The sequence below is a fragment of the Enterobacter sp. 118C5 genome, from assembly GCF_034107645.1.
Taxonomy (GTDB): Bacteria; Pseudomonadota; Gammaproteobacteria; order Enterobacterales; family Enterobacteriaceae; genus Enterobacter; species Enterobacter nematophilus.
Genome location: NZ_JAWNEU010000011.1, coordinates 85,481 through 109,094, shown reverse-complemented (window position 1 = coordinate 109,094; position 23,614 = coordinate 85,481). Strand labels below are relative to the sequence as shown.

Sequence of the window (23,614 nt, the reverse complement as noted above, 5' to 3'; positions counted from 1 at the left end):
ACAAAGCGCAGTATAAAAAGCGAATGGCTTGATTCTAAAGAGCAGTATGAACCGAGACCAGCCTTTTACCTAATTTTACGAAATTGAAACAATTATTACTGCGCAAACGATTGGTTATACGATCATTTAATGTGATTTAGATCACACTAAAACCTGCAATACCATAATCATTTCCCTTAAAAGATAGGAATAGATCACTTTAGCGACTAAAATCTGCCCGCTCTCAGCGCCCCCTCGGCGCTTTTCTTTTTCTGAACAGGCCAGACATGACTAACAGCAATCGCATCAAGCTCACATGGATCAGCTTTTTCTCCTACGCCCTGACCGGCGCGTTGGTGATCGTCACCGGGATGGTGATGGGAAATATCGCAGACTACTTCCAGCTGCCCGTTTCCAGCATGAGCAATACCTTCACCTTCCTCAACGCGGGGATCCTGATCTCTATCTTCCTGAATGCCTGGCTGATGGAAATCGTCCCGCTGAAAACCCAGCTGCGCTTTGGCTTTGTGCTGATGGTTGCCGCCGTGGCAGGCCTGATGCTGAGCCACAGCATCGCGCTATTCTCCGCCGCCATGTTCGTGCTTGGTCTGGTCAGCGGGATCACGATGTCGATCGGTACGTTCCTGATTACCCATATGTATGAAGGCCGCCAGCGCGGCGCGCGCCTGCTGTTTACCGACTCCTTCTTCAGCATGGCCGGGATGATTTTCCCGATGGTCGCCGCCGTTCTGCTGGCGCGCAGCATTGAGTGGTACTGGGTATACGCCTGCATCGGCCTCGTCTACGTGGCGATCTTTATCCTGACCTTCGGCTGTGAGTTCCCGGTGCTGGGCAAAAAAGCACAGGCTACCGCAGAGCCCGTCGCGAAAGAGAAATGGGGCATCGGCGTGCTGTTCCTCTCCATTGCCGCCCTGTGCTACATCCTCGGCCAGCTGGGCTTTATCTCCTGGGTTCCGGAATACGCCAAAGGTCTGGGCATGAGCCTGAACGACGCGGGTAAGCTGGTGAGCGATTTCTGGATGTCTTACATGTTCGGCATGTGGGCGTTTAGCTTCATCCTGCGCTTCTTCGACCTGCAGCGTATTCTGACCGTGCTCGCAGGCCTGGCGACCGTGCTGATGTACCTGTTCATCAACGGTTCACCGGAGCATATGCCGTGGTTCATTCTGACCCTGGGCTTCTTCTCCAGCGCGATTTACACCTCGATCATCACCCTGGGCTCCCTGCAGACCAAAGTGGCTTCGCCGAAGCTGGTTAACTTCGTGCTGACCTGCGGCACCATCGGCACCATGCTCACCTTCGTGGTGACGGGCCCGATCGTTGCCCACAGCGGCCCGCTGGCGGCGCTGCACACCGCTAACGGTCTGTATGCCGTGGTGTTCATCATGTGCTTCATCCTGGGCTTTGTGACCCGCCACCGCCAGCACAACGCGGCAGCAGCGTCTCACTAATCCCTACGCCCCTTTGCGCTCGGCAGAGGGGCTGTTTCTGGCAAAGCTCACCTCTTCTCCCCCAACGTCCGTCTGGATCCACGTCTGCGCCAGCTGCGTGGTAGCAATCACCCGCCCCTGACGAATCGACCAGCGCACCGGTACCTGACAGCGCACCGCTTCAAACCCGCTCTCCGCAGGCAGAATAATCAGATTCGCCGGATTTCCCGTCTCAATACCGTAATCGCTCAGGCCAAAGGTTCGGGCGCTGTTATGGGTGATCAGATTCAGGCCGCTGTCGATCTGCGGATAGCCCATCATCTGGCACACGTGCAGCCCCATGTGCAGCACCTGCAGCATGTTGCCGGTGCCGAGCGGGTACCACGGGTCGAAAACGTCGTCATGGCCGAAGCAGACGTTAATGCCTGCCTCCTGCAGCTCTTTCACGCGGGTGATGCCGCGGCGCTTCGGATAGTCATCAAAACGCCCCTGCAGGTGGATGTTCACCAGCGGGTTAGCCACGAAGTTAATCCCGGACATCTTCAGCAGGCGGAAGAGCCGCGAGGTGTAAGCGCCGTTGTACGAGTGCATGGCGGTGGTGTGGCTGGCGGTCACGCGCGGGCCGATGCCGGCCTCACAGGCCAGGGCTGCCACCGTCTCGACAAAGCGCGACTGCTCGTCGTCAATTTCATCGCAGTGGATATCCAGCGGGCGGTCATACTTCTTCGCCAGATCGAAAGCGATGTGCAGCGACTGCACGCCGTACTCGCGGGTGAATTCGAAGTGCGGGATCGCCCCCACCACGTCAGCCCCCAGTTTTAGCGCCTCTTCCAGCAGCGCCGCGCCGTTCGGGTAAGAGAGAATGCCCTCCTGCGGGAACGCGACGATTTGCAGCGTCACCCACGGGGCAACCTCCTGCTTCACCTCCAGCATCGCCTTGAGGGCGGTGAGCGTCGGGTCGGAGACATCAACGTGGGTGCGGACAAACTGAATGCCGTTGGCAATTTGCCACTTCAGCGTTTTCCAGGCGCGCGCTTTCACATCTTCATGGCTGAGCAACGCTTTACGCTCGGCCCAGCGCTCAATGCCCTCAAACAGCGTGCCGGACTGGTTCCAGTTCGGCTCGCCCGCCGTCTGGGTGGTATCAAGATGGATATGCGGCTCGATAAACGGCGGAATAGCCAGTCCGCCGTGCGCGTTTAACACTTCATAACTCTCGGTGTGGATGTCGTTCATCGGGGTGATATAACCAAATCGCCCGTTCTCAATGGCGACTTGCCACAGTCCTTCCCGGCCCGGTAAGCGAACGTTCTGAACAAGCCAAAGCGGTGTTGTAGACATTTCATTTCCCCTGATAAACGCAACTGTTGTTTATGCGTATTTTTGTTTAAAAATACGCCTTTGTTTGTACACAAAATCGACGACACCGAAAAGCCTGCGATTTCCACAACTTATAAAAATCCTGACAAATCAGCCTCATACCCCCTAAGGAGTAGGCGAAGACGTATTTGATTTACATCAATAAGCGCCCCTGCTGAATCGTTAAGGTAGGCAGTAATAGAAAAGAAATCGAGGCAATAATGAGCAAAGTCAGACTCGCTATCATCGGTAACGGCATGGTCGGCCACCGCTTTATTGAGGATCTTCTCGATAAGGCCGCCGCTGAGCAGTTCGATATTACCGTGTTCTGTGAAGAACCCCGCAAGGCGTACGACCGTGTGCACCTGTCTTCCTACTTCTCCCATCATACCGCCGAAGAGCTCTCTCTGGTGCGTGAAGGTTTCTACGAGAAGCATGGCGTAAAGGTGCTGGTGGGCGAACGCGCTATCACCATCAACCGTCAGGAAAAAGTGATCCACTCCAGCGCCGGGCGTACGGTTTTTTACGACAAGCTGATCATGGCGACGGGCTCATATCCGTGGATCCCCCCCATTAAAGGCTCGGAAACTCAGGATTGCTTCGTTTATCGCACGATTGAAGATCTCAACGCCATCGAATCCTGCGCGCGCCGAAGCAAACGCGGGGCGGTGGTCGGCGGCGGCCTGCTGGGTCTGGAAGCGGCTGGCGCGCTCAAAAACCTCGGGGTTGAAACCCACGTCATCGAATTTGCGCCAATGCTGATGGCCGAACAGCTGGACCACATGGGTGGCGACCAGTTGCGCCGTAAAATCGAAAGCATGGGCGTGAAGGTTCACACCAGCAAGAACACTAAAGAGATCGTGCAGGAAGGCACCGAAGCGCGCAAAACCATGCGCTTTGCCGACGGCAGCGAGCTGGAAGTGGACTTCATCGTCTTCTCCACCGGCATTCGTCCACGCGACAAGCTGGCAACCCAGTGCGGCCTGGCGGTAGCGCAGCGCGGCGGGATCATGATTAACGATGCCTGCCAGACTTCCGACCCGGATATCTACGCCATCGGCGAATGCGCCAGCTGGAATAACCGCGTATACGGTCTGGTCGCGCCGGGTTACAAAATGGCGCAGGTCGCCGTGGACCATATCCTCGGCAGCGAAAACGCCTTCACCGGCGCAGACATGAGCGCCAAGCTGAAGCTGCTGGGCGTCGACGTGGGCGGTATCGGCGATGCGCACGGCCGCACCCCGAACTCCCGCAGCTACGTTTACCTCGACGAAAGCAAAGAGGTCTACAAACGCCTCATCGTCAGTCAGGACAACAAAACCCTGCTGGGTGCGGTGCTGGTGGGCGACACCAGCGACTTCGGTAACCTGCTCCAGCTGGTGCTGAACGCCATTGAGCTGCCGGAAAACCCGGACGCGCTGATCCTCCCGGCTCACGCCTCCAGCGGCAAACCGTCTATCGGCGTGGATAAACTGCCGGACAGCGCGCAGATTTGCTCCTGCTTCGACGTCACCAAAGGCATGCTGATCTCCGCCATCAACAAAGGTTGCCACACCGTTGCGGCGCTGAAAGCGGAAACCAAAGCCGGTACCGGCTGCGGCGGCTGTATTCCACTGGTGACGCAGGTGCTGAACGCCGAGCTGGCAAAACAGGGCATCGAAGTGAACAACAACCTGTGCGAGCACTTCGCCTACTCTCGCCAGGAGCTGTACCACCTGATCCGCGTGGAAGGCATTAAGTCTTTTGACGAACTGCTGGCGAAGCACGGCCAGGGCTACGGCTGCGAAGTATGTAAACCGACCGTCGGCTCGCTGCTGGCCTCCTGCTGGAACGAGTACGTGCTCAAGCCAGAACACACGCCGCTGCAGGACACCAACGATAACTTCCTGGCGAACATCCAGAAAGACGGTACATACTCCGTCATCCCACGCTCCGCCGGGGGCGAAATCACCCCGGAAGGGCTGGTCGCCGTGGGCCGTATCGCCCGTGAATTTAACCTGTACACCAAAATCACCGGCTCCCAGCGTATCGGTCTGTTTGGCGCGCAGAAGGATGACCTGCCGGAAATCTGGCGTCAGCTGATTGAAGCGGGCTTCGAAACCGGCCACGCGTATGCCAAAGCGCTGCGCATGGCGAAAACCTGCGTGGGCAGCACCTGGTGCCGCTACGGCGTGGGCGACAGCGTGGGCTTCGGCGTTGAGCTGGAAAACCGCTACAAGGGCATCCGTACCCCGCACAAAATGAAGTTCGGCGTCTCCGGCTGTACCCGCGAATGTGCAGAAGCGCAGGGTAAAGACGTGGGGATCATTGCCACCGAGAAAGGCTGGAACCTGTACGTGTGCGGCAACGGCGGGATGAAACCACGCCACGCGGACCTGCTGGCGGCGGATCTCGATCGCGACACGCTGATCCAGTATCTTGACCGCTTTATGATGTTCTACATCCGTACCGCCGATAAGCTGACCCGTACCGCCTCCTGGCTCGATAACCTCGAAGGCGGCATCGACTACCTGAAAGCGGTGATCATCGACGACAAGCTGGGTCTGAACGAGCATCTGGAAGCCGAGATGGCTCGCCTGCGCGAGGCGGTGATCTGCGAGTGGACCGAAACCGTCAACACCCCGGCGGCGCAGACGCGCTTCAAACACTTTATCAACAGCACCCAGCGCGACCCGAACGTGCAGGTAGTGCCAGAGCGCGAGCAGCATCGCCCGGCAACACCGTATGAACGCATTCCAGTGACGCTGGTGGAGGAAAACGCATGAGCCAGTGGGTAAACATCTGCGAGATTAACGACATTCTGCCCGCCACCGGCGTGTGTGCGCTGCTGGGCAACGAGCAGGTCGCCATTTTCCGCCCTCGCCACGATGAGCAGGTCTTTGCCATCAGCAATATCGACCCGTTCTTCGAGGCCAGCGTGCTCTCCCGCGGGCTGATTGCCGAGCACCAGGGTGAGCTGTGGGTCGCCAGCCCGCTGAAAAAACAGCGTTTCCGTTTAACCGACGGGCACTGCATGGAAGATGAAAGCTTCTCCGTGAAGCACTACGACGTCCGCGTGAAGGACGGCAAGGTGCAGCTCAAAGCGTAACCCCCCGCCTTTTCAATAGGAAAGGCTTATGACCCCTTATGGGTAACGGCAGGAAAAACCGTATGTTCTGTACGATTCCTGCTGTTATCCTGACGTCAATTCTTACCCCCTCCTTGAATGCTGTGAGGTAACGTCGTGGACCACCTGCCGATTTTCTGTCAATTACGCCATCGCGACTGCCTGCTTGTGGGCGGCGGCGATGTGGCTGAACGCAAAGCGCGCCTGCTGCTGGAAGCCGGAGCCCGACTGACCGTCAACGCCCTCACCTTCGCTCCGCAGTTTGACGTCTGGGCTCAGGAAGGGATGCTCACGCTGGTGCAGGGGGCGTTTGATGAGTCACTGCTGGAAACCTGCTGGCTAACGATTGCCGCGACGGATGATGATGAAGTGAACCAGCGCGTCAGCGACGCCTGCGAAGCGCGCCGGATCTTCTGCAACGTGGTGGATGCGCCGAAAGAGGCCAGCTTTATCATGCCGTCGATTATCGACCGTTCACCGCTGATGATTGCGGTGTCGTCCGGCGGCCGCTCGCCCGTACTTGCCCGCCTGCTGCGGGAAAAACTGGAAGCTATTTTGCCGCAGCACCTTGGTCAGATAGCGCATTACGCCGGGCAGCTCCGCTCCCGCGTGAAGCAAACCTTCTCAACCGTGGGCGAGCGTCGTCGCTTCTGGGAGAAGTTCTTCGTTAACGACAGGCTGGCGCAGTCGCTGGCGAATCAGGACGCGAAAGCGGTGGAAGAGACGACCGAGCAGCTGCTGAGCGAGCCGCTGGATCACCGTGGTGAAGTGGTGCTGGTCGGGGCCGGGCCGGGAGATGCGGGTTTACTGACCCTGAAAGGGCTTCAGCAGATCCAGCAGGCGGATATCGTGGTTTACGACCGTCTGGTTTCCGATGACATCATGAACCTGGTGCGCCGCGACGCCGACCGCGTATTCGTGGGCAAACGTGCGGGCTACCACTGCGTGCCGCAGGAGGAGATTAACCAGATCCTGCTGCGCGAAGCGCAAAAGGGAAAACGCGTGGTGCGCCTTAAGGGTGGCGATCCGTTTATCTTTGGCCGCGGCGGCGAGGAGCTGGAAACCCTGTGCAATGCCGGCATTCCGTTCTCCGTGGTGCCGGGCATTACGGCGGCGTCCGGCTGTTCGGCCTACTCTGGCATTCCGTTGACCCATCGCGACTACGCCCAGAGCGTGCGTCTGGTCACGGGCCACCTGAAAACCGGCAGCGAGCTGGACTGGCATAACCTGGCCGCTGAAAAGCAGACGCTGGTGTTCTACATGGGGCTGAACCAGGCCGCCACCATCCAGGTGAAACTGCTGGAGCACGGCATGGAGGCGGATATGCCCGTTGCGCTGGTGGAAAACGGTACGTCAATCAAGCAGCGCGTGGTGAATGGCGCGCTGACGCAGCTCGGTGAGCTGGCGCAGCAGGTTGAAAGCCCGGCGCTGATTATTGTCGGTCGCGTGGTTGAACTGCGCGATAAGCTGAACTGGTTCTCGAATCACTAACGCATATTCTCCCTTCTTCGAGTAGTCCTTAAGCGGACTACTCCCCTCTTATTACTATCGATAACATACCGCCCGCATAGTGGAACTTTTCCATTTATTCCCTCGTGTTACACCTAATTTTTGTTTTTTTTAGACAAGGAATGCGTATGTTCAAACTGGCAAAAGCCGCCGTTCTGGTTGGCCTGTTATCGACTCTGACCGCCTGCACCGGTCACGTTCAAAACACAAAAAATAACTGCAGCTACGATTACCTGCTGCATCCGGCGATCTCCATTTCGAAGATCATCGGCGGTTGCGGCCCGGCGGCGCAGCAGTAAGCGTTTTACAGGCGTAAAAAAACCGGGGATTCCCCGGTTTTTTGTTTAGAAAAGTGCGGCGTGATGCCCTCACCCTGGCCCTCTCCCACGGGGAGAGGGTACAAACCCTAAAAACGGTAACGTCGTTACCGTTTTGCTTTTACCTACGGTTTACCCACAAACCCAATCGCTTCGTACACCGCTTTCAGGGTTTCGGACGCACGCGCGCTGGCTTTTTCCGCGCCGTCTTTCATCACCTTCTGCAGGAAGGCTTCGTCGTTACGGTAGCGGTTGTAGCGCTCCTGCAGCTCGGTCAGCATGCCGGAAACGGCCTCTGCCACTTCACCTTTCAGGTGGCCGTACATCTTGCCTTCGAAGTGTTTTTCCAACTCGGGAATGCTCTGGCCGGTCACGCCGGAGAGGATATCCAGCAGGTTGGAGACGCCCGCTTTATTCTGCACGTCGTAGCGCACCACTGGCGGCTCGTCGGAGTCGGTGACCGCGCGCTTGAGCTTTTTCACCACCGATTTCGGATCTTCCAGCAGGCCGATAACGTTGTTGCGGTTATCGTCAGACTTGGACATCTTCTTGGTCGGCTCCAGCAGCGACATGACGCGCGCGCCGGATTTCGGAATAAACGGCTCTGGCACTTTAAATACGTCGCCGTAAAGCGCGTTAAAGCGCTGGGCGATATCGCGGCTCAGCTCCAGGTGCTGCTTCTGGTCTTCACCCACCGGCACCTGGTTGGTCTGGTACAGCAGGATGTCCGCCGCCATCAGCACAGGATAGTCAAACAGGCCGGCGTTGATGTTTTCAGAGTAGCGGGCGGACTTATCCTTGAACTGGGTCATGCGGCTCAGCTCGCCGAAATAGGTATAGCAGTTCAGCGCCCAGCCCAGCTGCGCATGCTCCGGCACGTGGGACTGAACGAAAATGGTGCTCTTCTCTGGATCGATACCGCAGGCCAGGTACAGGGCCAGGGTATCGAGGGTGGCTTTGCGCAGCTTCTCAGGATCCTGACGCGCGGTGATAGCATGCAAATCTACGATGCAGTAAATGCAATGGTAATCATCCTGCATGCTGACCCACTGACGCAACGCACCCATGTAGTTACCAATGGTCAATTCACCTGAAGGCTGTGCGCCACTAAAAACGATGGGCTTAGTCATTATTCAATTCCTGATGTTCACTGTGCGAAAGCCCGAGTGCGGGCAACAAATCTTTGAAGTGGTCGAACACAACATCCGGCTCACTCAGCGTAATGGCCTCACCGTAGTTGTAGCCATAGGTTAAACCGACGGAAGGACACCCAGCCGCTCGGGCAGCCAGAATATCATTACGCGAATCCCCGACAAAGAGCAGCTCCGCAGGCGTTAAGGATAATTTTCCTGCCACCAGCAACAGCGGCTCCGGATGCGGCTTTTTGTTCTGCACGTCATCCCCGCCTACAATCACGGAGAAATATTTCGCGATATCCAGCGCCTCCAGCAGCGGCGCAACAAACGGCGTCGGCTTGTTGGTCACCAGCCCCAGCGGGATGCCTTTCGCGTGCAGCGCGCTCAGGGTTTCCTGGACGTCCGGGAAAAGGAAGCTCCCCTCCTCGACGGTCTCTTCGTAGAAACGATCGAACAGCTTGCGCAGAATACGCAGCTGCTCATCCTGGGGGATATCGGCGTGATCGACGCTCGGTTTACCCTGCGCGGAACGCTGCGACGCGCGTTCCTGACGAGCCCACGTTAACGCGCGCTCCATCAGGACATCGGCACCGTTGCCAATCCACGTAATAACACGATCTTCGCCCGCAACGGGCAGTTCCAGTGCATACAGCGCCTGATCGACGGCGCTCGTTAAGCCCGGCGCGCTGTCTACCAGCGTGCCGTCGAGGTCGAATGCCACCCCCCGAATTGCCTGCAATTTATCCATGACTTACCTTCGCCAGCTCTCGGCGCATTTCATCAATGACTTTTTTGTAATCCGGTTGGTCGAAAATTGCCGAACCTGCAACGAACATATCCGCGCCCGCTGCCGCAATTTCGCCAATGTTATTCACTTTCACACCGCCGTCCACTTCCAGACGAATATCGTAGCCAGACTCGTCAATGCGACGACGCACTTCGCGCAGCTTATCCAGCGTGTGAGGGATGAACGACTGTCCGCCAAAGCCCGGGTTAACGGACATCAGCAAAATCACGTCCAGCTTGTCCATCACGTAATCGAGATAGCTCAGCGGCGTAGCCGGGTTAAACACCAGCCCCGCCTTACAGCCGTTCTCTTTGATCAGCTGCAGCGTGCGGTCAACGTGCTCGGAGGCTTCCGGATGGAAGGTGATGATGCTGGCACCCGCTGCGGCGAAGTCTGGCACGATGCGGTCGACAGGCTTCACCATCAGGTGAACGTCAATCGGTGCGGTAATACCGTAGTTACGCAGCGCCTTGAGCACCATCGGACCGATGGTCAGATTGGGAACGTAGTGGTTATCCATAACGTCGAAATGGACGACATCTGCGCCAGCTGCGAGAGCTTCCGCCGTGTCTTCACCCAGGCGGGCAAAATCGGCCGACAGAATTGAGGGGGCAATCAAAAACTGTTTCATCCGCATCTCCTTGAAATGTGTTTACCGGCGGGCAAAACGGCTCAGGGGCGATAAAGAGCCAGGAGTTCGTCCACCTTTTTACGTGTGCCGCCGTTGCTGCTAATGCTACGCCGCACCTTAACCTGAAAATGCTTCGCGGCTTTGTACCATTCGCGCGTATCAGGGGTATCGTGATTTGAAATTAACACCGGAATTCTTTTGCTGACCAGCTTTTCCGCCATCTCCGCCAGACGGGCCTGTTCGGCCGGGCTGAAGCTGTTGGTGTGGTAGGCGGTGAAGTTCGCCGTCGCAGACAGCGGCGCGTAAGGCGGATCGCAGTAAACCACCGAGTTTACGCCTGCCAGCTCCATGCACTCTTCATAGGAGAGACAGTGGAATTCTGCATTCTGCGCTTTTTCAGCAAAGTGATACAGCTCGTCCTGCGGGAAGTACGGGCGCTTATAACGACCAAACGGCACGTTAAATTCGCCGCGCAGATTATACCGGCACAGGCCGTTGTAACCATGACGGTTGAGGTAAAGGAACAGCAGCGCGCGGCGGAACGGATCCTGGCTCTGATTAAACTCCGCGCGGAACTGATAGTAGACGTCAGGGCTGTTGTTCTCTGGCGTAAACAGCTTGCGCGCCTCTTCCACATACTCATCGGTACGCAGCTTAACGATGTTATAGAGGCTGATAAGGTCGCTGTTGATATCCGCCAGGATATAACGAGAAAAATCGGTGTTCAGGAACACCGATCCCGCGCCCACGAAGGGCTCGATAAGACACTCGCCTTTTGGCAGGTGCTTTTTAATATCATCGAGCAGGGGGTATTTCCCCCCTGCCCATTTCAGAAAAGCGCGATTTTTTTTCATGCTGACTAACTGATTACACCTTCTCCGGCTGTGGAGAAAGCTCCGACAGCATCCTGCGCTTTAAACATTACTTCAGATCGGCCTGCACCTGATGAATCGGCTTCGCCCACGGGTTTTTCGCCTGAACGTCTGCTGGCAGTGTCGCCACGGCGCGCTTCGCTTCATCTTTAGAAGCATACACACCGCTCACCAGCACGTACCACGGCTGACCGTTACGGGTCGTCTGATACACCACGTAGTTTTTCAGATTCGATTTCTTCGCCCAGCCATTGAGGTTGTCATAGTTAGACGAACTGCTCAACTGCAGCGTGTAGTTGCTGGACGGCGCAGATTTCAGCGAACCGACGTTGCCAGCAGTTTTACCTGCGGCAGCACTGGAAGCCGTCGCCGTTGCGGCAGGCGCAGCGGTGGCAGCAGGTGCCGTTGTGGTTGCCGTCGCTTTCGGCGCAGTCTGCGTGACCGGCGCTTTGGCAGGCTCGCTCACAGCAGCCGTTTCAGTGCGTTTCGGCTGTGCTTTCACTTCAGGCGCTTTGACTACGGCCTGAGGTTTAGTTTCACGCTTAGGCTCAATGACCGCCTGCTTACGTTCAGGACGCGTCGCAGTTTGCGTCTGGCGCGGCTTGGTTTCCGTTGCTGCAGTCTGCGGCTGCGCGGTAGCACCGTGAATCGGCGCGACGGTTGCAGGCTCAGTTGGCAGCGTAGAGTTAACCACGACGTTATCAACCTGCTGCTGGTTTTGCGGCTGCATCAGCGCATTGTTCAGATCTCCCTGAACTTCAACACGCTGCTGGCCTTCAGGCGTGACAGGTGCCTGGCCCTGAGCAGGCGTTGACGAAACGGGCGGCAGAGAAACATCCTGCGGCGTCGTTGTGTTGCTGGCAGTCTGCTCAGCGGAAGTGGTACCCGGCGCTGGCTGTGCACCATTCGCCTGATCCGTCGCATCATTACCGGAGAGGTTGATGCTCTTTTCTGCGGAGGCGGTTTGTTCGGTTGAGTTGGTGGACGGTGCTTTCAGCGCGGAGCCAATGCCAACAATCAGCAGCACAAGCACCAGAACGCCAAGCCCCATCATGATGTACTGGCGGGAGGCCGGTTTCTGCGCAGCAGCTTTTTTACGTTTACGCGGGCGACGCTCTACAGGCTGTTCGTCCATTGAATCTTCTTCGGACTCATAATCCTCTTCTTCTCGCTCATCACGCGCGTTGCGGCTGCGCGAAGGGCGACGATCGTCTGCATCCAGATCAACATCGTCAAAGTTGATCTGCGGCTCGTTATCACGTTCTGAAGATTGACGAGAACGACCAGTACGACGATCGCTGGGATCGGGTTTCAGCTCGTCTTCTGGTTTGAATTCATCCATTTAACACCCCACTCAAAGGCTTATGCCTACGTCTTTGCATTTCGCCTGAAGCTAAACGACCACCGGTAACAGTGGCCTGACCTTTCTAGTTGTTACGCCTGCTGGCAATCAGCAATAGCGCCAAGAACCACATCATGCGACACTCCGCCGCGCACTTCACTCTTCCCTATTGCAAGCGGGAGTACAAGACGCATCTCACCTGCCAATACTTTTTTATCGCGCATCATGTGGGGTAAATACGCCTGCGCCGACATCTCCTGCGGCCCGGTTACCGGCAAACCTGCACGTTCAAGTAGCGCAATGATACGTGCCGTCTCTTCCGGTTTAAACTGCCCAAGACGTTCAGAGGTGCGGGCTGCCATGACCATTCCAGCCGCGACGGCTTCACCGTGCAGCCAGTTGCCATAACCCATTTCGGCTTCAATGGCGTGGCCAAACGTATGCCCAAGATTCAGTAAAGCACGTAAGCCCGTTTCACGCTCGTCTGCCGCGACAACTTCTGCTTTCAGCTCACAACAGCGACGAATGCAGTATGCCAGTTTCGCCTCATCCAGGCTCAGCAGCGCATCCATATTCTCTTCAAGCCAGTTAAAGAACTCGCCATCCAGAATAATGCCGTATTTGATCACTTCAGCCAGGCCAGAGGCCAGCTCGCGCTTCGGCAGGGTTTTCAGACAGTCGAGATCCACCACCACCGACGCAGGCTGGTAGAACGCGCCAATCATGTTTTTGCCGAGGGGATGGTTGACTGCCGTTTTGCCGCCGACAGAGGAGTCGACCTGAGACAGCAACGTGGTCGGGATTTGAATAAAACGAACGCCACGCTGATAGCTTGCGGCCGCAAAGCCGGTCAGATCGCCCACAACACCGCCGCCCAGGGCAAGCAGTGTTGTATCGCGACCGTGCGGTTTTTGCAGCAATGCGGTAAAGACGGTATCGAGTACCGTCAGGCTTTTATACTGCTCGCCATCGGGCAGAATCACACTGTCGACTTTTACGCCCGCCTGCTCAAGCAGGTGGCGCACGCGGTCGAGATAAAGCGGAGCCAGCGTCTCATTGGTGACCAGCATCGCCTGATCACCCGCTTTTAGTGGTAAAAAGGAAGCTGGGTCGTTAAACAAACCAGCCGCGATGGTGATAGGGTAACTACGATCCCCGAGAGTAACTGTAATCCTCTCCATGACGCGACATCCACCTTTAATGCTTTTACCCGCAGGCGAGTGTATATAAAGCCAGAATCAGTTGCTTTCCAGCATATGAATAATCTGGTTTGCAACCACTTTAGCGCTCTGATCGTCAGTACGAATGGTCACATCGGCAATCTCTTCATACAGCGGATTGCGTTCGTCGGCCAACGCTTCCAGAACTTCGCGTGGTGGCGTTTCAACCTGCAGCAGCGGGCGCTTTTTATCGCGCTGCGTACGTGCCAGCTGTTTCTCAATGGTCGTCTCAAGATAGACCACTACGCCACGGGCGGAGAGACGGTTGCGGGTTTCGCGAGATTTCACAGAGCCGCCGCCTGTTGCCAGTACGATGCCCTGTTTTTCCGTGAGTTCGTTGATCACTTTTTCTTCTCGGTCACGGAAACCTTCTTCGCCTTCTACATCGAAAACCCAGCCCACATCAGCTCCGGTTCGTTTCTCAATCTCTTGATCAGAATCGTAAAATTCCATATTGAGTTGTTGAGCTAACTGACGCCCAATAGTGCTTTTGCCGGCACCCATAGGCCCAACCAGAAAGATATTGCGTTTCTCTGCCATTTTATCGGTACTACTAAGACTATTCGTTAATGGTAATCCCCGCTTCGCAGACACCCGGCGTAGCAGGACATGAACTGAAACCTCATATGCAATAGAGCGAGAGTCAGACTAAAAATTATCTCAATACTCCGGCTTGTTTGGCAACTGATTAAATCACCGCGCCGGACGCATAAGGTAATAAGACGTAAGTCCAACTCAAATCGGTACTCCTTGTATGCTAATTCATGCCCCACGTCAAACATCTGCAACAAACTGAATGCAAAATCATTGCGGGGATCGTTACCCGTCAGTGAATACCGACCAGACGTGGCGTAATAAACACCACTAACTCACGCCGTTCATTATCCTTTCCATCGTGGCGAAACAGCTGCCCAAGCCAGGGGATGTTCCCAAGCCCGGGCACGCTATCACTGCCGGTTTTATTCTTTTGCGAGAAAATTCCGCCCAGCGCCAGCGTTTCTCCACTTTTTACCTCCACCTGGGTTTCAATCTCCTGCTTGTCGATGGCAAGCGTTTCGCCATCGGCCTGCTGCAGCACCTGTCCCGGCATGTTTTCACTGATGTGAAGCTTCAGGCGCACGCGTCCACCGGGCAATACTACCGGCGTGACCTCCATTCCGAGTACCGCCTCTTTGAACTCCACCGATGTCGCCCCGCTTTCACCGCTTGAAACCTGATACGGGATCTCGCTTCCCTGCTTAATGCTGGCCGGTTGCATGTGCGAGGCCAGCAGCCGCGGGCTGGCGATAATATCGACCTGCTGTTTTTGCTCCAGCGCAGATAGCTCCAGATCCAGCAGCCTGCCGTTAATTCGCCCGATATTAAACCCCACATGCGTGGTAGCACTGGCCACGGAAAGATCGCTGCCAAGCGTCGTGAGCTCTCCAACCTTGCCCGCCTCAGCGGCCTCGGCAAGATTCCACTTCACCCCCAGCTCACGCAGGCTTTTTTCATTAATGGTGACAATGTGCGCCGCCAGCTCAACCTGCTCGACGGGAATATCCATCTGAGCCGCCCACTGCTGCAGCGTCTCCAGCACCGCCTGGCTATCCCTGATGAGCAGACGATTAGTGCGTTTGTCGAGAGATAAACTCCCTTTTGGGCTCAGGAGTTTTTCAGCCGCTTTTTGCAGTTCTCCGGCATCCGCATAAGAAAATGGGATGCTGTGCGAGACCAGCGGAGCATCAAGCTGTCGACGCGCTCGCTCCTGCTCTAAACGTTCCCGCTGTTCACGCTGCCAGGCCGCGGTATGAACATAATAAATACCGCCCTCCTCGCGTAAAACGAGCCCGGCGCTGGTGACCACCGTCTGTAACGCCTGCCGCCAGGGGACGCGCGTCAGGTTAAGGGAGAGCGTGCCGCTGACATCCGGCGATACCACCAGATTACGGTTCTCCTGCGCAACCAGCGCCTGTAGCACCTGAACCACCGGCACGTCATCCACCACCAGCGTGACCGGCTTTGGCGCGGCGGCCCACAGCGGGCTGCTGAACGCCAGCAGCAACAGCACTATCCTTAACCTCATTTTTATCCTTTCCTTCTCGTTGCCACACCCATTCTTCGGGATCGCATGCGTCACCCACATCAACAACCAGTTCCGTTTCATTGATAGCCGTTATTCGCCAGCCCGCCGGGAAACGATCCTGCGCTTTCAGGCGGTGCCAGCGCCGTTGCCCATCCTGCAAAATGCCAACGCGCTGCTGCCCTCCCACCATTCCGCGGTAGTGCCACTGTGCCAGCTCGGCTGTGGCGCAGGGGTCGTCCGGCGGGCGAAACGGATCGCGCATGCCTGTCAACAGCAGCGCCGAGCAAACCAGCAGGTATTTCGCGCTATTTCGCATGTTCCAGCTCCAGCCGCAGGCGTAACGCCGTACTTTGTGGCGAAAGCGTAAAAGCAGCGACCCGCACATCCCGCTGCGCCAGCCGGGAAAACAGAGCCGGGATCGCCTGCCACTGCGCCTCCAGCGCCAGTTCACCGCCGTTTTGCAACGGTTTCCAGTGAAGAAGCCTTGTGCCCTCCCCCTGAAAATCGAACGGTGAAAAGGGCTTTAGCTCCAGTGCCGTCCGGGTTTGCGGGCTAAACGGCACCTGGCTGGCGGTGGGCCACAGCGACGCGTTAGTCCGCGCCGCCTGGCTCAACTGCTGCTGCCGCTCCGCGCACTGCTGCTCTACTGGCCGGAGCAATACACCCCATGCTGTCAGGCCCATCAGGAGAATACCCAGCCCCCCGCAGACCAGCCGACACCAGGGACGACTTTCACACCAGCGTTCTAACAAGGTCTCCATGCATTACCCCTCGCTTTTCAGCTGCAGAGTGAACATCCAGCGCCCCTGGCTATCCTGCCGGAGTTCCCCCTCAGACCCGGGCGTAAAGCCGTCTATGTGCCCCAGCCCCTTGCGCAGGGCAGAGAGCGCCGGCAGGGTGGTGGCATATCCGATCAGCATCAGAGCCGGAGGCTGATAACGCAGCTCTGTCAGCCAGACCTGCGCAGGCATCGCGTCAGCAAGCGACTCCAGCACCGGTTGCCATGCGCGGCGCGGCGGCGTGCCCGCGGAGTTCTGCGCCTCTGCGGTGGGTCGCTGGCGAGACACAAGGCCACGCTGTACGGACTGCGTACCCGCCAGTTGCGTTTGCAGCGCGCGCAGCGTTATCAGATGGTTCATCCTCATGCTAAAAACGGCCACCAGCACGAGCAGCGATGTGCCGACAAACGCGCCGCCCCAGAAACGCAGGCATCGCGCGCGCCGCTGCTGACGCCAGGGCAGGAAGTTGGTCAGGTTCATTCAGGCACCTCGCTCATGGCCAGCGCCAGCGCAACGGTATAGTCGGCCCCGCATTCGGGAAGAGGCGCATGCCAGCGCTGCAGCGTTTCCCATGGGGTCCGTTCGTCATTAAAGAGCGTGATGTCGTTCTGGTTGAGGGCCAGCAGCGCCGCCAGCTCGGTGACGTTTTCTGCTTCAGCGGTATAACGACGCCCCCACTGATGGCGCATGGCCCACAGCCATTGATGCGCATCCCGCCAGGCGACGCACTGCGTCGGCGCTACCGCAGGCAGCAGGTTCGCCAGCGCGCTGGCATCCGGGGTGATGGTCGCCAGCCGCAAGCGTAGCGTTTTCGCCAGGGCCAGAAGCGTTTCAACCTCTTTGTTTTGTGCGGCCGTCACGTGAAATGTATTGCTGAAGGTGTCCTGGGTGTAGTCGAAACAGAGGGACTCTGCAGACATCTCCAGTTCGCGCGAAAGCGCGGCCCCCATCCACGAGAGCTGCTCGCTGTCGCGCAATGCAAGTGCCGGGCGGGGCAACGTTTTTTGCAGAGTCCGTGCAGCAGGAAAGGAGAGGAATACCCGGTGGGAGTGCGGTAGCGCTTTTCGCCAGCCGCGTAAGGCATCGGCCAGCGCTTCTGGCTGACAAATTTTGCCGTCACGAATGATGCCTTCGGCCAGAGAAATGGCCCACCAGCGGCGTAAGCACCAGCCGCCTCTCTCCCGGACCAGTGCCGTAATCAGCACCTTATCCTGTTGAATATGAACGCCCGTTTGCCATGTTTTGAAAGCCATGCTTCACGATCTCCTTATCGCCCGTCGCCTTGACGGCTATATCAATGAATCAGGCTTGCCTTTATACTACCGCGCGATTGTTTAGAAACTGCCCAAGTGAAACCAAATGGGAAATCTCCGGTGAAGTTCGTAAAGTATTTATTCATCCTTGCAGTCTGTTGCATTCTGCTGGGAGCAGGCTCGATTTACGGTTTGTACAAATATATTGAGCCACAGCTACCTGATGTCGCCACGCTCCGCGATGTGCGTCTCCAGATCCCGATGCAGGTCTATAGCGCCGATGGCGAGCTGATGGCGCAGTATGGCGAGAAGCGTCGTATCCCGCTGACCTTAAACCAAATTCCCCCCGTGATGGTGAAAGCTTTTATCGCCACGGAGGACAGCCGTTTCTACGAGCACCACGGTGTCGATCCGGTGGGGATTTTCCGTGCCGCAAGCATTGCGCTGTTCTCCGGTCACGCCTCCCAGGGGGCGAGCACCATTACGCAGCAGCTGGCGCGTAACTTCTTCCTCAGCCCTGAAAAGACGCTGACGCGTAAGATCAAAGAGGTGTTCCTGGCGATCCGCATTGAGCAGCTGCTGAGCAAGGACGAGATCCTTGAGCTGTACCTCAATAAAATTTACCTGGGCTACCGTGCCTATGGCGTGGGGGCAGCCGCGCAGGTGTACTTCGGTAAGCCTGTTGAGCAGCTCACCTTAAGCGAAATGGCAACCATTGCCGGTCTGCCAAAAGCGCCGTCCACGTTTAACCCGCTTTATTCGCTCGATCGCGCCACTTCACGTCGTAACGTCGTCCTGTCACGTATGCTGAGCGAAGGCTATATCAGCCAGAGCGAGTACGACCAGGCGCGTAACGACGTCATTGACGCCAATTATCACGCCCCTGAGATTGCCTTCTCTGCCCCTTATCTGACCGAAATGGTGCGCCAGGAGATGGTGAGCCGTTATGGCGACAAGGCCTATGAAGATGGCTATCGCGTGTACACCACCGTTACCCGCAAAGTGCAGCAGGCGGCTCAGGACGCGGTGCGCAATAACGTGATGGACTACGATATGCGTCACGGCTATCGCGGACCGTCGAACGTGCTCTGGAAAGTGGGCGAAAGCGCGTGGGACAGCAAAAAAATCACCAGCACGCTGAAGGCGCTGCCAACCTATGGTCCACTCCTTCCTGCCGTGGTGACGCAGGCCAATCCTCAGGAAGCCGTTGCGACGCTGGCGGACGGCACGTCCGTCTCCCTGCACATGGACGGTATTCGCTGGGCGCGTCCATACCGTTCGGACACCCTGCAGGGGCCAACGCCGCGCAAAGTGACCGACGTGGTTCAGACCGGGCAGCAAATTTGGGTGCGCAAGGTGGGCGATGCCTGGTGGCTGGCGCAGGTACCGGATGTGAACTCGGCTCTGGTCTCCATCAACCCGCAGAACGGGGCGGTAATGGCGCTGGTCGGCGGGTTCGATTTCAACCAGAGCAAATTCAACCGCGCCACGCAGGCGCTGCGTCAGGTCGGTTCCAACATCAAACCGTTCCTCTACACGGCAGCGATGGATAAGGGACTGACTCTTGCCAGCATCCTTAACGACGTGCCGATCTCCCGCTGGGATGCCGGTGCCGGTTCCGACTGGCAGCCGAAGAACTCTCCTGCGGAGTATGCCGGTCCTATTCGTCTTCGTCAGGGTCTTGGGCAGTCGAAAAACGTGGTGATGGTGCGTGCCATGCGCGCGATGGGCGTCGACTATGCGGCAGAGTACCTGCAGCGCTTCGGCTTCCCGGCGCAGAACATCGTTCGCACCGAGTCGCTGGCGTTAGGTTCAGCCTCCTTTACGCCGCTTCAGGTCGCGCGCGGGTACTCGGTGATGGCTAACGGCGGCTTCCTGGTTGACCCGTACTTCATCAGTAAAATCGAGAACGACCAGGGCGGCGTGCTGTTTGAAGCGAAGCCGAAAATTGCCTGCCCAGAGTGTGATATTCCGGTCATTTACGGCAATACGCCGAAATCCGAGGTGCTCGAAAACAAGGACATGGAAGACCCTGCCGTTTCTCAGGAGCAGCCAAATATCGTCTTGCCGCAGCCGCAGCTGGAGCAGGCTAACCAGTCGCTGGTGGCGCAAACCGGCGCGCAGGAGTACGCCCCGCACGTGATCAACACGCCGCTGGCGTTCCTGATCAAGAGCGCGCTGAACACCAACATCTTCGGTGAACCGGGCTGGCAGGGTACCGGCTGGCGAGCAGGGCGCGATCTGCAGCGCCACGATATCGGCGGTAAAACCGGGACAACCAACAGCTCGAAGGATGCATGGTTTTCCGGCTATGGGCCGGGGGTGGTGACGTCAGTCTGGATCGGTTTCGACGATCATCGCCGTGATTTAGGCCGTACCACGGCATCCGGCGCGATTAAAGATCAGATTTCCGGCTACGAAGGCGGTGCCAAAAGCGCACAGCCGGCCTGGGATGCCTACATGAAATCCGTTCTTGAAGGCGTGCCGGAGCAGCCGCTGACGCCGCCACCGGGCGTGGTGACGGTCAATATTGACCGCAGCACCGGCCAGCTCGCTAACGGCGGTAATAGCCGTGCCGAGTATTTCATCGAAGGTACACAGCCAACCACACAGGCGGTGCACGAGGTGGGTACAGAGATTATTGATAACGGCGAGACGCACGAGCTGTTTTAAGCATAAAAATGCCCGGTAAAAACCGGGCAAAGAATTGCAGGCCGGGTAAGGCGAAGCCGCCACCCGGCTTTTTTATGGCCTACAGCCGCCCTTGTGCCTTCAGCCACTCGCGAACCAGGAACAGCGCGCTCACGTTGCGAGCCTCGTTAAAGTCAGGGTCTTCCAGCAGATCCATCAGATGCGCCAGCGGCCAGCGAACCTGCGGCAGCGGCTCTGGTTCATCTCCCTCCAGCGATTCAGGATAGAGATCTTCCGCCACCACAATGTTCATTTTGCTGGAAAAATAGGACGGCGCCATGCTCAGCTTTTTCAGGAACGACAGCTCGTTCGCGCCAAAACCCACCTCTTCTTTCAGCTCGCGGTTTGCTGCTTCAAAGACCGTTTCACCCGGGTCGATAAGCCCTTTCGAGAACCCAAGCTCGTAAGATTCCGTCCCCACGGCGTATTCGCGGATCAAAATCAGATGATCGTCGACGATTGGAACAATCATCACCGCTTCGCGCGAAGAGGGGCGCATACGCTCATAAACACGACGCACACCGTTGCTGAACTCCAGATCCACACTCTCGACATTAAACAGGCGCGATTTGGCGACAGTTTCAACGTTCAGAATAGTGGGTTTTTGTAGTGGTTTGCTCATCTTGATGGGGTCTTAGCAGTGTGAACTGGCATTATTGTGCGATATGCCGCACGGTTTCGGCAATGTCAATTGTTCTTTATTTACATTTATGCAACGTAACAGGGATCAATCCTCAATTCAAAACAAATGTCAAGAGGTTGAAATGTTTCCAGGAATTTGCTGATATCGCGCCATGACAGGCTTTGCTATCATCACCGGTCACTGGGATGCGCTTTAGAATGCTCAAGTTCGACTCCATACTTGCCGATAGCCAGCCACAGACTCTCATTCAATGTAAAGGTGCTACTGACTACACCTGTAAGATAAGTAAGATGGGGAAAGCATGAGCACCATTTTGATTGTTCTCGCTGCTATGCTGGTCAGCGCATTGATTGCAGGGTGGCTATACAGGCGACGCATACAGCGCCGTTACCGGCTGCCCTTTTTAAATGCCTTCGCGGGTGCGACAACCCGTAAACTCACGCAAGACGAGCGCGATGCAGTTGAAAACTATCTTGAAACGCTTAACCGTTCTCAGTTAACGCCTGGGCCGACGGGAGCCACCGCTGCGCCTGTTGCACTTAAGCTGAACGCGCAAAGTGACACCGTGCTCTGCGTGACGCGCTCCATCACGCGCTACGGCATTACAACTGACGACCCCAACAAGTGGCGCTACTACCTGGATTCCGTTGAGGTGCATCTGCCCCCGTCCTGGGAGCAGTACATTAACGACGAGAACAGCGTTGAGCTGATTCACACCGATTCGCTGCCGCTGGTGATTTCGCTCAACGGCCATACCCTGAATGACTATCTTCACGAAGCCCCGCGCTTTGCGCTGGAACGCGCCAGTTCAACGCAGGCCTCTATTCGTGGTGAAGAGACCGAGCAGATTGAGCTGCTGAATATTCGTCAGGAGACGCATGAGGAGTACGCCCTGAGCCGTCCGGACGGTATTCGTGAAGCCATCCTGATCGTTGCCGCTTTCCTGCTCTTTTTTGTCTGCCTGCTGACGCCGGACGTCTTTGTCCCGTGGCTGGCGGGTGGCGCGGTGTTGCTTCTTGCGGCCGGGCTGTGGGGACTCTTTGCCCCGCCGGCCAAAACCTCGCTGCGGGAGATCCACTGCCTGCGCGGCACGCCAAAGCGCTGGGGCCTGTTCGGTGAGAACGATCAGGAGCATCTCAACAATATCTCACTCGGTATTATCGACCTGATCTACCCGCGCCACTGGCAGCCGTGGATTGCGCAGGATTTAGGGCAGAAAACCGATATTGATATCTACCTTGACCGCCACGTTGTGCGCCAGGGGCGCTTCCTGTCTCTGCATGATGAAGTGAAAAATTTCCCGCTTCAGCACTGGCTCCGCAGCACGGTCATCGCCGGCGGCGCCGCGCTGGTGTTTATCATGCTGCTGCTTTTCGTGCCGCTGGATATGCCCATCAAATTTACCCTGTCGTGGATCAAAGGCGCGCAGACCATCGAGGCGACCAGCGTCAACCAGCTCGATGAAGCGGGTGTACGGGTGGGCGATACGCTGCGCCTGAAAGGCACCGGGATGTGTAATATCCATACCCCGGGGGCGTGGAACACGCGCCAGAACTCACCGTTCACGCCGTTCGACTGCTCGCAAATTATCTGGAACGACGCGCCGCCGCTGCCGCTGCCGGAATCCGAAGTGGTGAATAAAGCCACGGCGCTGACCCAGACGGTCAACCGCCAGCTGCACCCAAAACCGGACGATGATTCACGCGTCAGCCCCGCGCTGCGTTCCGCCATTCAGAAATCAGGCATGATTCTGCTGGATGATTTTGGCGACATTGTCCTGAAAACCCAGGACCTATGCTCCTCGCAGGATGAATGCGTACGCCTCAAAAACGCGCTGGTTAACCTCGGGAACAGTAAAGACTGGGACTCGCTGGTGAAACGCGCCGAAGCGGGACGACTGGATGGCGTCAACGTGCTGCTGCGTCCGGTCAGCGCGGAATCGCTTGATAACCTGGTCGCCACCTCGACATCGCCGTTTATGATGCGCGAAACCACCCGGGCGGCTCAGGCGCTCAACAGTCCGGCGCCGGGCGGCTTTGTGATTGCCAGCGATGAAGGCAGCGACCTGGTCGATCAGCCTTACCCGCAGGTCGCGCTTTATGACTACCCGGCCCAGGAGCAGTGGAGCCAGTTCCAGCGTCTGGCGCAGATGCTGATGCAAACGCCGTTCAGCGCCGAAGGGATTGTCACAAGCATCTACACCGACGCCAACGGCACGCGCCATATCGGCCTGCACCGAATGCCGGACAGCGCAGGATTGTGGCGTTACATTGGCACCTCTCTGCTGATGATCGCCATGCTGATCGCCATTTTCTGGAACGGTTTTATGGCCCTGCGCCGCTATCAGCGCTCCCGCACCCGTCTGGCGGAGATCCAGCAATACTACGAGAACTGCCTCAATCCTAAGCTGATCCCCTCCTCTGAGAGCCTGATCTGATAACGTCGTTGCGCGACAAGATGTGCTACCCTGTCGC

Annotated in this window: 21 protein-coding genes; 7 read left to right on the top strand and 14 right to left on the bottom strand. The window is 57.2% G+C overall.

What is annotated here, in order from left to right:
* Positions 1–266: 266 nt before the first annotated feature.
* The gene (tsgA, locus tag UTO39_RS17285; protein ID WP_061096882.1) at positions 267–1,451 is read left to right on the top strand and encodes an MFS transporter TsgA; all 1,185 of its coding nucleotides are present in this window, start codon (positions 267–269) and stop codon (positions 1,449–1,451) included.
* Between the two features lie 3 nt (positions 1,452–1,454).
* On the opposite strand, the gene UTO39_RS17280 is transcribed toward tsgA, so the two are convergent.
* Positions 1,455–2,771, bottom strand: coding sequence for a cytosine deaminase (locus UTO39_RS17280; RefSeq protein ID WP_320727658.1), 1,317 nt, complete (start codon positions 2,769–2,771; stop codon positions 1,455–1,457).
* 239 nt (positions 2,772–3,010) lie between these two features.
* Here UTO39_RS17280 and nirB point away from each other — a divergent pair, with 239 nt between their 5' ends.
* The 4 genes from nirB (at position 3,011) to UTO39_RS17260 (ending at position 7,703) form a co-directional block, all read left to right on the top strand.
* Complete coding sequence (nirB, locus tag UTO39_RS17275) at positions 3,011–5,554, top strand: nitrite reductase large subunit NirB (protein WP_320727657.1); 2,544 nt, start codon at positions 3,011–3,013, stop codon at positions 5,552–5,554.
* Positions 5,551–5,877: a nitrite reductase small subunit NirD gene (gene nirD / locus UTO39_RS17270; RefSeq protein WP_080329027.1), complete on the top strand. Its 327-nt coding sequence runs from the start codon at positions 5,551–5,553 to the stop codon at positions 5,875–5,877. The genes nirB and nirD overlap by 4 nt, the downstream gene beginning before the upstream one ends.
* Before the next feature lie 135 nt (positions 5,878–6,012).
* Complete coding sequence (gene cysG / locus UTO39_RS17265) at positions 6,013–7,386, top strand: siroheme synthase CysG (RefSeq protein ID WP_320727656.1); 1,374 nt, start codon at positions 6,013–6,015, stop codon at positions 7,384–7,386.
* Between the two features lie 146 nt (positions 7,387–7,532).
* The gene (locus tag UTO39_RS17260) at positions 7,533–7,703 is read left to right on the top strand and encodes a YhfL family protein (RefSeq protein WP_008503029.1); all 171 of its coding nucleotides are present in this window, start codon (positions 7,533–7,535) and stop codon (positions 7,701–7,703) included.
* 143 nt (positions 7,704–7,846) lie between these two features.
* Here the strand turns inward: UTO39_RS17260 and trpS are convergent, their stop codons facing one another.
* The 12 genes from trpS to UTO39_RS17200 form a co-directional block, all read right to left on the bottom strand.
* The gene (trpS, locus tag UTO39_RS17255) at positions 7,847–8,851 is read right to left on the bottom strand and encodes a tryptophan--tRNA ligase (protein WP_266179733.1); all 1,005 of its coding nucleotides are present in this window, start codon (positions 8,849–8,851) and stop codon (positions 7,847–7,849) included.
* The gene (gene gph, locus UTO39_RS17250) at positions 8,844–9,605 is read right to left on the bottom strand and encodes a phosphoglycolate phosphatase (protein ID WP_061096876.1); all 762 of its coding nucleotides are present in this window, start codon (positions 9,603–9,605) and stop codon (positions 8,844–8,846) included. The genes trpS and gph overlap by 8 nt, the downstream gene beginning before the upstream one ends.
* The gene (gene rpe / locus UTO39_RS17245) at positions 9,598–10,275 is read right to left on the bottom strand and encodes a ribulose-phosphate 3-epimerase (RefSeq protein WP_023333698.1); all 678 of its coding nucleotides are present in this window, start codon (positions 10,273–10,275) and stop codon (positions 9,598–9,600) included. The genes gph and rpe overlap by 8 nt, the downstream gene beginning before the upstream one ends.
* 41 nt (positions 10,276–10,316) lie before the next feature.
* The gene (gene dam, locus UTO39_RS17240) at positions 10,317–11,129 is read right to left on the bottom strand and encodes an adenine-specific DNA-methyltransferase (RefSeq protein ID WP_061096875.1); all 813 of its coding nucleotides are present in this window, start codon (positions 11,127–11,129) and stop codon (positions 10,317–10,319) included.
* A gap of 67 nt (positions 11,130–11,196) precedes the next feature.
* The gene (damX, locus tag UTO39_RS17235; RefSeq protein ID WP_320727655.1) at positions 11,197–12,489 is read right to left on the bottom strand and encodes a cell division protein DamX; all 1,293 of its coding nucleotides are present in this window, start codon (positions 12,487–12,489) and stop codon (positions 11,197–11,199) included.
* A gap of 92 nt (positions 12,490–12,581) precedes the next feature.
* The gene (gene aroB, locus UTO39_RS17230; RefSeq protein ID WP_061096873.1) at positions 12,582–13,670 is read right to left on the bottom strand and encodes a 3-dehydroquinate synthase; all 1,089 of its coding nucleotides are present in this window, start codon (positions 13,668–13,670) and stop codon (positions 12,582–12,584) included.
* A 57-nt stretch (positions 13,671–13,727) separates the two neighbouring features.
* Positions 13,728–14,249, bottom strand: coding sequence for a shikimate kinase AroK (gene aroK, locus UTO39_RS17225; protein ID WP_003861630.1), 522 nt, complete (start codon positions 14,247–14,249; stop codon positions 13,728–13,730).
* 286 nt (positions 14,250–14,535) lie between these two features.
* On the bottom strand, positions 14,536–15,774 hold the full coding sequence (gene hofQ, locus UTO39_RS17220; protein ID WP_320727654.1) for a DNA uptake porin HofQ: 1,239 nt from the start codon (positions 15,772–15,774) through the stop codon (positions 14,536–14,538).
* Positions 15,686–16,090, bottom strand: a complete 405-nt coding sequence (locus UTO39_RS17215) for a HofP DNA utilization family protein (protein ID WP_253543383.1) — start codon at positions 16,088–16,090, stop codon at positions 15,686–15,688. Before UTO39_RS17215 ends, hofQ begins: the two co-directional genes overlap by 89 nt.
* Positions 16,080–16,535, bottom strand: a complete 456-nt coding sequence (locus UTO39_RS17210; RefSeq protein ID WP_320727653.1) for a HofO — start codon at positions 16,533–16,535, stop codon at positions 16,080–16,082. The genes UTO39_RS17215 and UTO39_RS17210 overlap by 11 nt, the downstream gene beginning before the upstream one ends.
* A 3-nt stretch (positions 16,536–16,538) precedes the next feature.
* Positions 16,539–17,033, bottom strand: coding sequence for a PilN domain-containing protein (locus tag UTO39_RS17205; RefSeq protein WP_320727652.1), 495 nt, complete (start codon positions 17,031–17,033; stop codon positions 16,539–16,541).
* Positions 17,030–17,806, bottom strand: a complete 777-nt coding sequence (locus UTO39_RS17200) for a DNA utilization protein HofM (RefSeq protein WP_320727651.1) — start codon at positions 17,804–17,806, stop codon at positions 17,030–17,032. The genes UTO39_RS17205 and UTO39_RS17200 overlap by 4 nt, the downstream gene beginning before the upstream one ends.
* A 120-nt stretch (positions 17,807–17,926) precedes the next feature.
* On the opposite strand from UTO39_RS17200, the gene mrcA reads away from it, so the two are divergent.
* Positions 17,927–20,479 carry a peptidoglycan glycosyltransferase/peptidoglycan DD-transpeptidase MrcA gene (mrcA, locus tag UTO39_RS17195; protein WP_061096867.1) on the top strand — a complete coding sequence of 851 codons (2,553 nt, stop codon included), beginning with the start codon at positions 17,927–17,929 and terminating at the stop codon, positions 20,477–20,479.
* Between the two features lie 79 nt (positions 20,480–20,558).
* Here the strand turns inward: mrcA and nudE are convergent, their stop codons facing one another.
* Positions 20,559–21,119: an ADP compounds hydrolase NudE gene (nudE, locus tag UTO39_RS17190; RefSeq protein ID WP_061096866.1), complete on the bottom strand. Its 561-nt coding sequence runs from the start codon at positions 21,117–21,119 to the stop codon at positions 20,559–20,561.
* Positions 21,120–21,441: 322 nt separating this feature from the next.
* Here nudE and UTO39_RS17185 point away from each other — a divergent pair, with 322 nt between their 5' ends.
* Positions 21,442–23,577 (top strand): intracellular growth attenuator family protein, encoded by a 2,136-nt coding sequence (locus UTO39_RS17185; protein WP_266179741.1) that lies wholly within the window; start codon positions 21,442–21,444, stop codon positions 23,575–23,577.
* Positions 23,578–23,614 lie beyond the last annotated feature (37 nt).

What these genes read in the sequence shown, in the direction of transcription:
- UTO39_RS17215 (WP_253543383.1), bottom strand. Translation starts at nt 16,090, where the DNA reads ATGCGAAATAGCGCGAAATACCTGCTGGTTTGCTCGGCGCTGCTGTTG.
- aroB (WP_061096873.1), bottom strand. Translation starts at nt 13,670, where the DNA reads ATGGAGAGGATTACAGTTACTCTCGGGGATCGTAGTTACCCTATCACC.
- dam (WP_061096875.1), bottom strand. Translation starts at nt 11,129, where the DNA reads ATGAAAAAAAATCGCGCTTTTCTGAAATGGGCAGGGGGGAAATACCCC.
- nirB (WP_320727657.1), top strand. Translation starts at nt 3,011, where the DNA reads ATGAGCAAAGTCAGACTCGCTATCATCGGTAACGGCATGGTCGGCCAC.
- nirD (WP_080329027.1), top strand. Translation starts at nt 5,551, where the DNA reads ATGAGCCAGTGGGTAAACATCTGCGAGATTAACGACATTCTGCCCGCC.
- trpS (WP_266179733.1), bottom strand. Translation starts at nt 8,851, where the DNA reads ATGACTAAGCCCATCGTTTTTAGTGGCGCACAGCCTTCAGGTGAATTG.
- hofQ (WP_320727654.1), bottom strand. Translation starts at nt 15,774, where the DNA reads ATGAGGTTAAGGATAGTGCTGTTGCTGCTGGCGTTCAGCAGCCCGCTG.
- UTO39_RS17260 (WP_008503029.1), top strand. Translation starts at nt 7,533, where the DNA reads ATGTTCAAACTGGCAAAAGCCGCCGTTCTGGTTGGCCTGTTATCGACT.
- UTO39_RS17210 (WP_320727653.1), bottom strand. Translation starts at nt 16,535, where the DNA reads ATGGAGACCTTGTTAGAACGCTGGTGTGAAAGTCGTCCCTGGTGTCGG.
- damX (WP_320727655.1), bottom strand. Translation starts at nt 12,489, where the DNA reads ATGGATGAATTCAAACCAGAAGACGAGCTGAAACCCGATCCCAGCGAT.
- nudE (WP_061096866.1), bottom strand. Translation starts at nt 21,119, where the DNA reads ATGAGCAAACCACTACAAAAACCCACTATTCTGAACGTTGAAACTGTC.
- UTO39_RS17200 (WP_320727651.1), bottom strand. Translation starts at nt 17,806, where the DNA reads ATGGCTTTCAAAACATGGCAAACGGGCGTTCATATTCAACAGGATAAG.
- gph (WP_061096876.1), bottom strand. Translation starts at nt 9,605, where the DNA reads ATGGATAAATTGCAGGCAATTCGGGGGGTGGCATTCGACCTCGACGGC.
- tsgA (WP_061096882.1), top strand. Translation starts at nt 267, where the DNA reads ATGACTAACAGCAATCGCATCAAGCTCACATGGATCAGCTTTTTCTCC.
- UTO39_RS17185 (WP_266179741.1), top strand. Translation starts at nt 21,442, where the DNA reads ATGAGCACCATTTTGATTGTTCTCGCTGCTATGCTGGTCAGCGCATTG.
- rpe (WP_023333698.1), bottom strand. Translation starts at nt 10,275, where the DNA reads ATGAAACAGTTTTTGATTGCCCCCTCAATTCTGTCGGCCGATTTTGCC.
- UTO39_RS17205 (WP_320727652.1), bottom strand. Translation starts at nt 17,033, where the DNA reads ATGAACCTGACCAACTTCCTGCCCTGGCGTCAGCAGCGGCGCGCGCGA.
- aroK (WP_003861630.1), bottom strand. Translation starts at nt 14,249, where the DNA reads ATGGCAGAGAAACGCAATATCTTTCTGGTTGGGCCTATGGGTGCCGGC.
- UTO39_RS17280 (WP_320727658.1), bottom strand. Translation starts at nt 2,771, where the DNA reads ATGTCTACAACACCGCTTTGGCTTGTTCAGAACGTTCGCTTACCGGGC.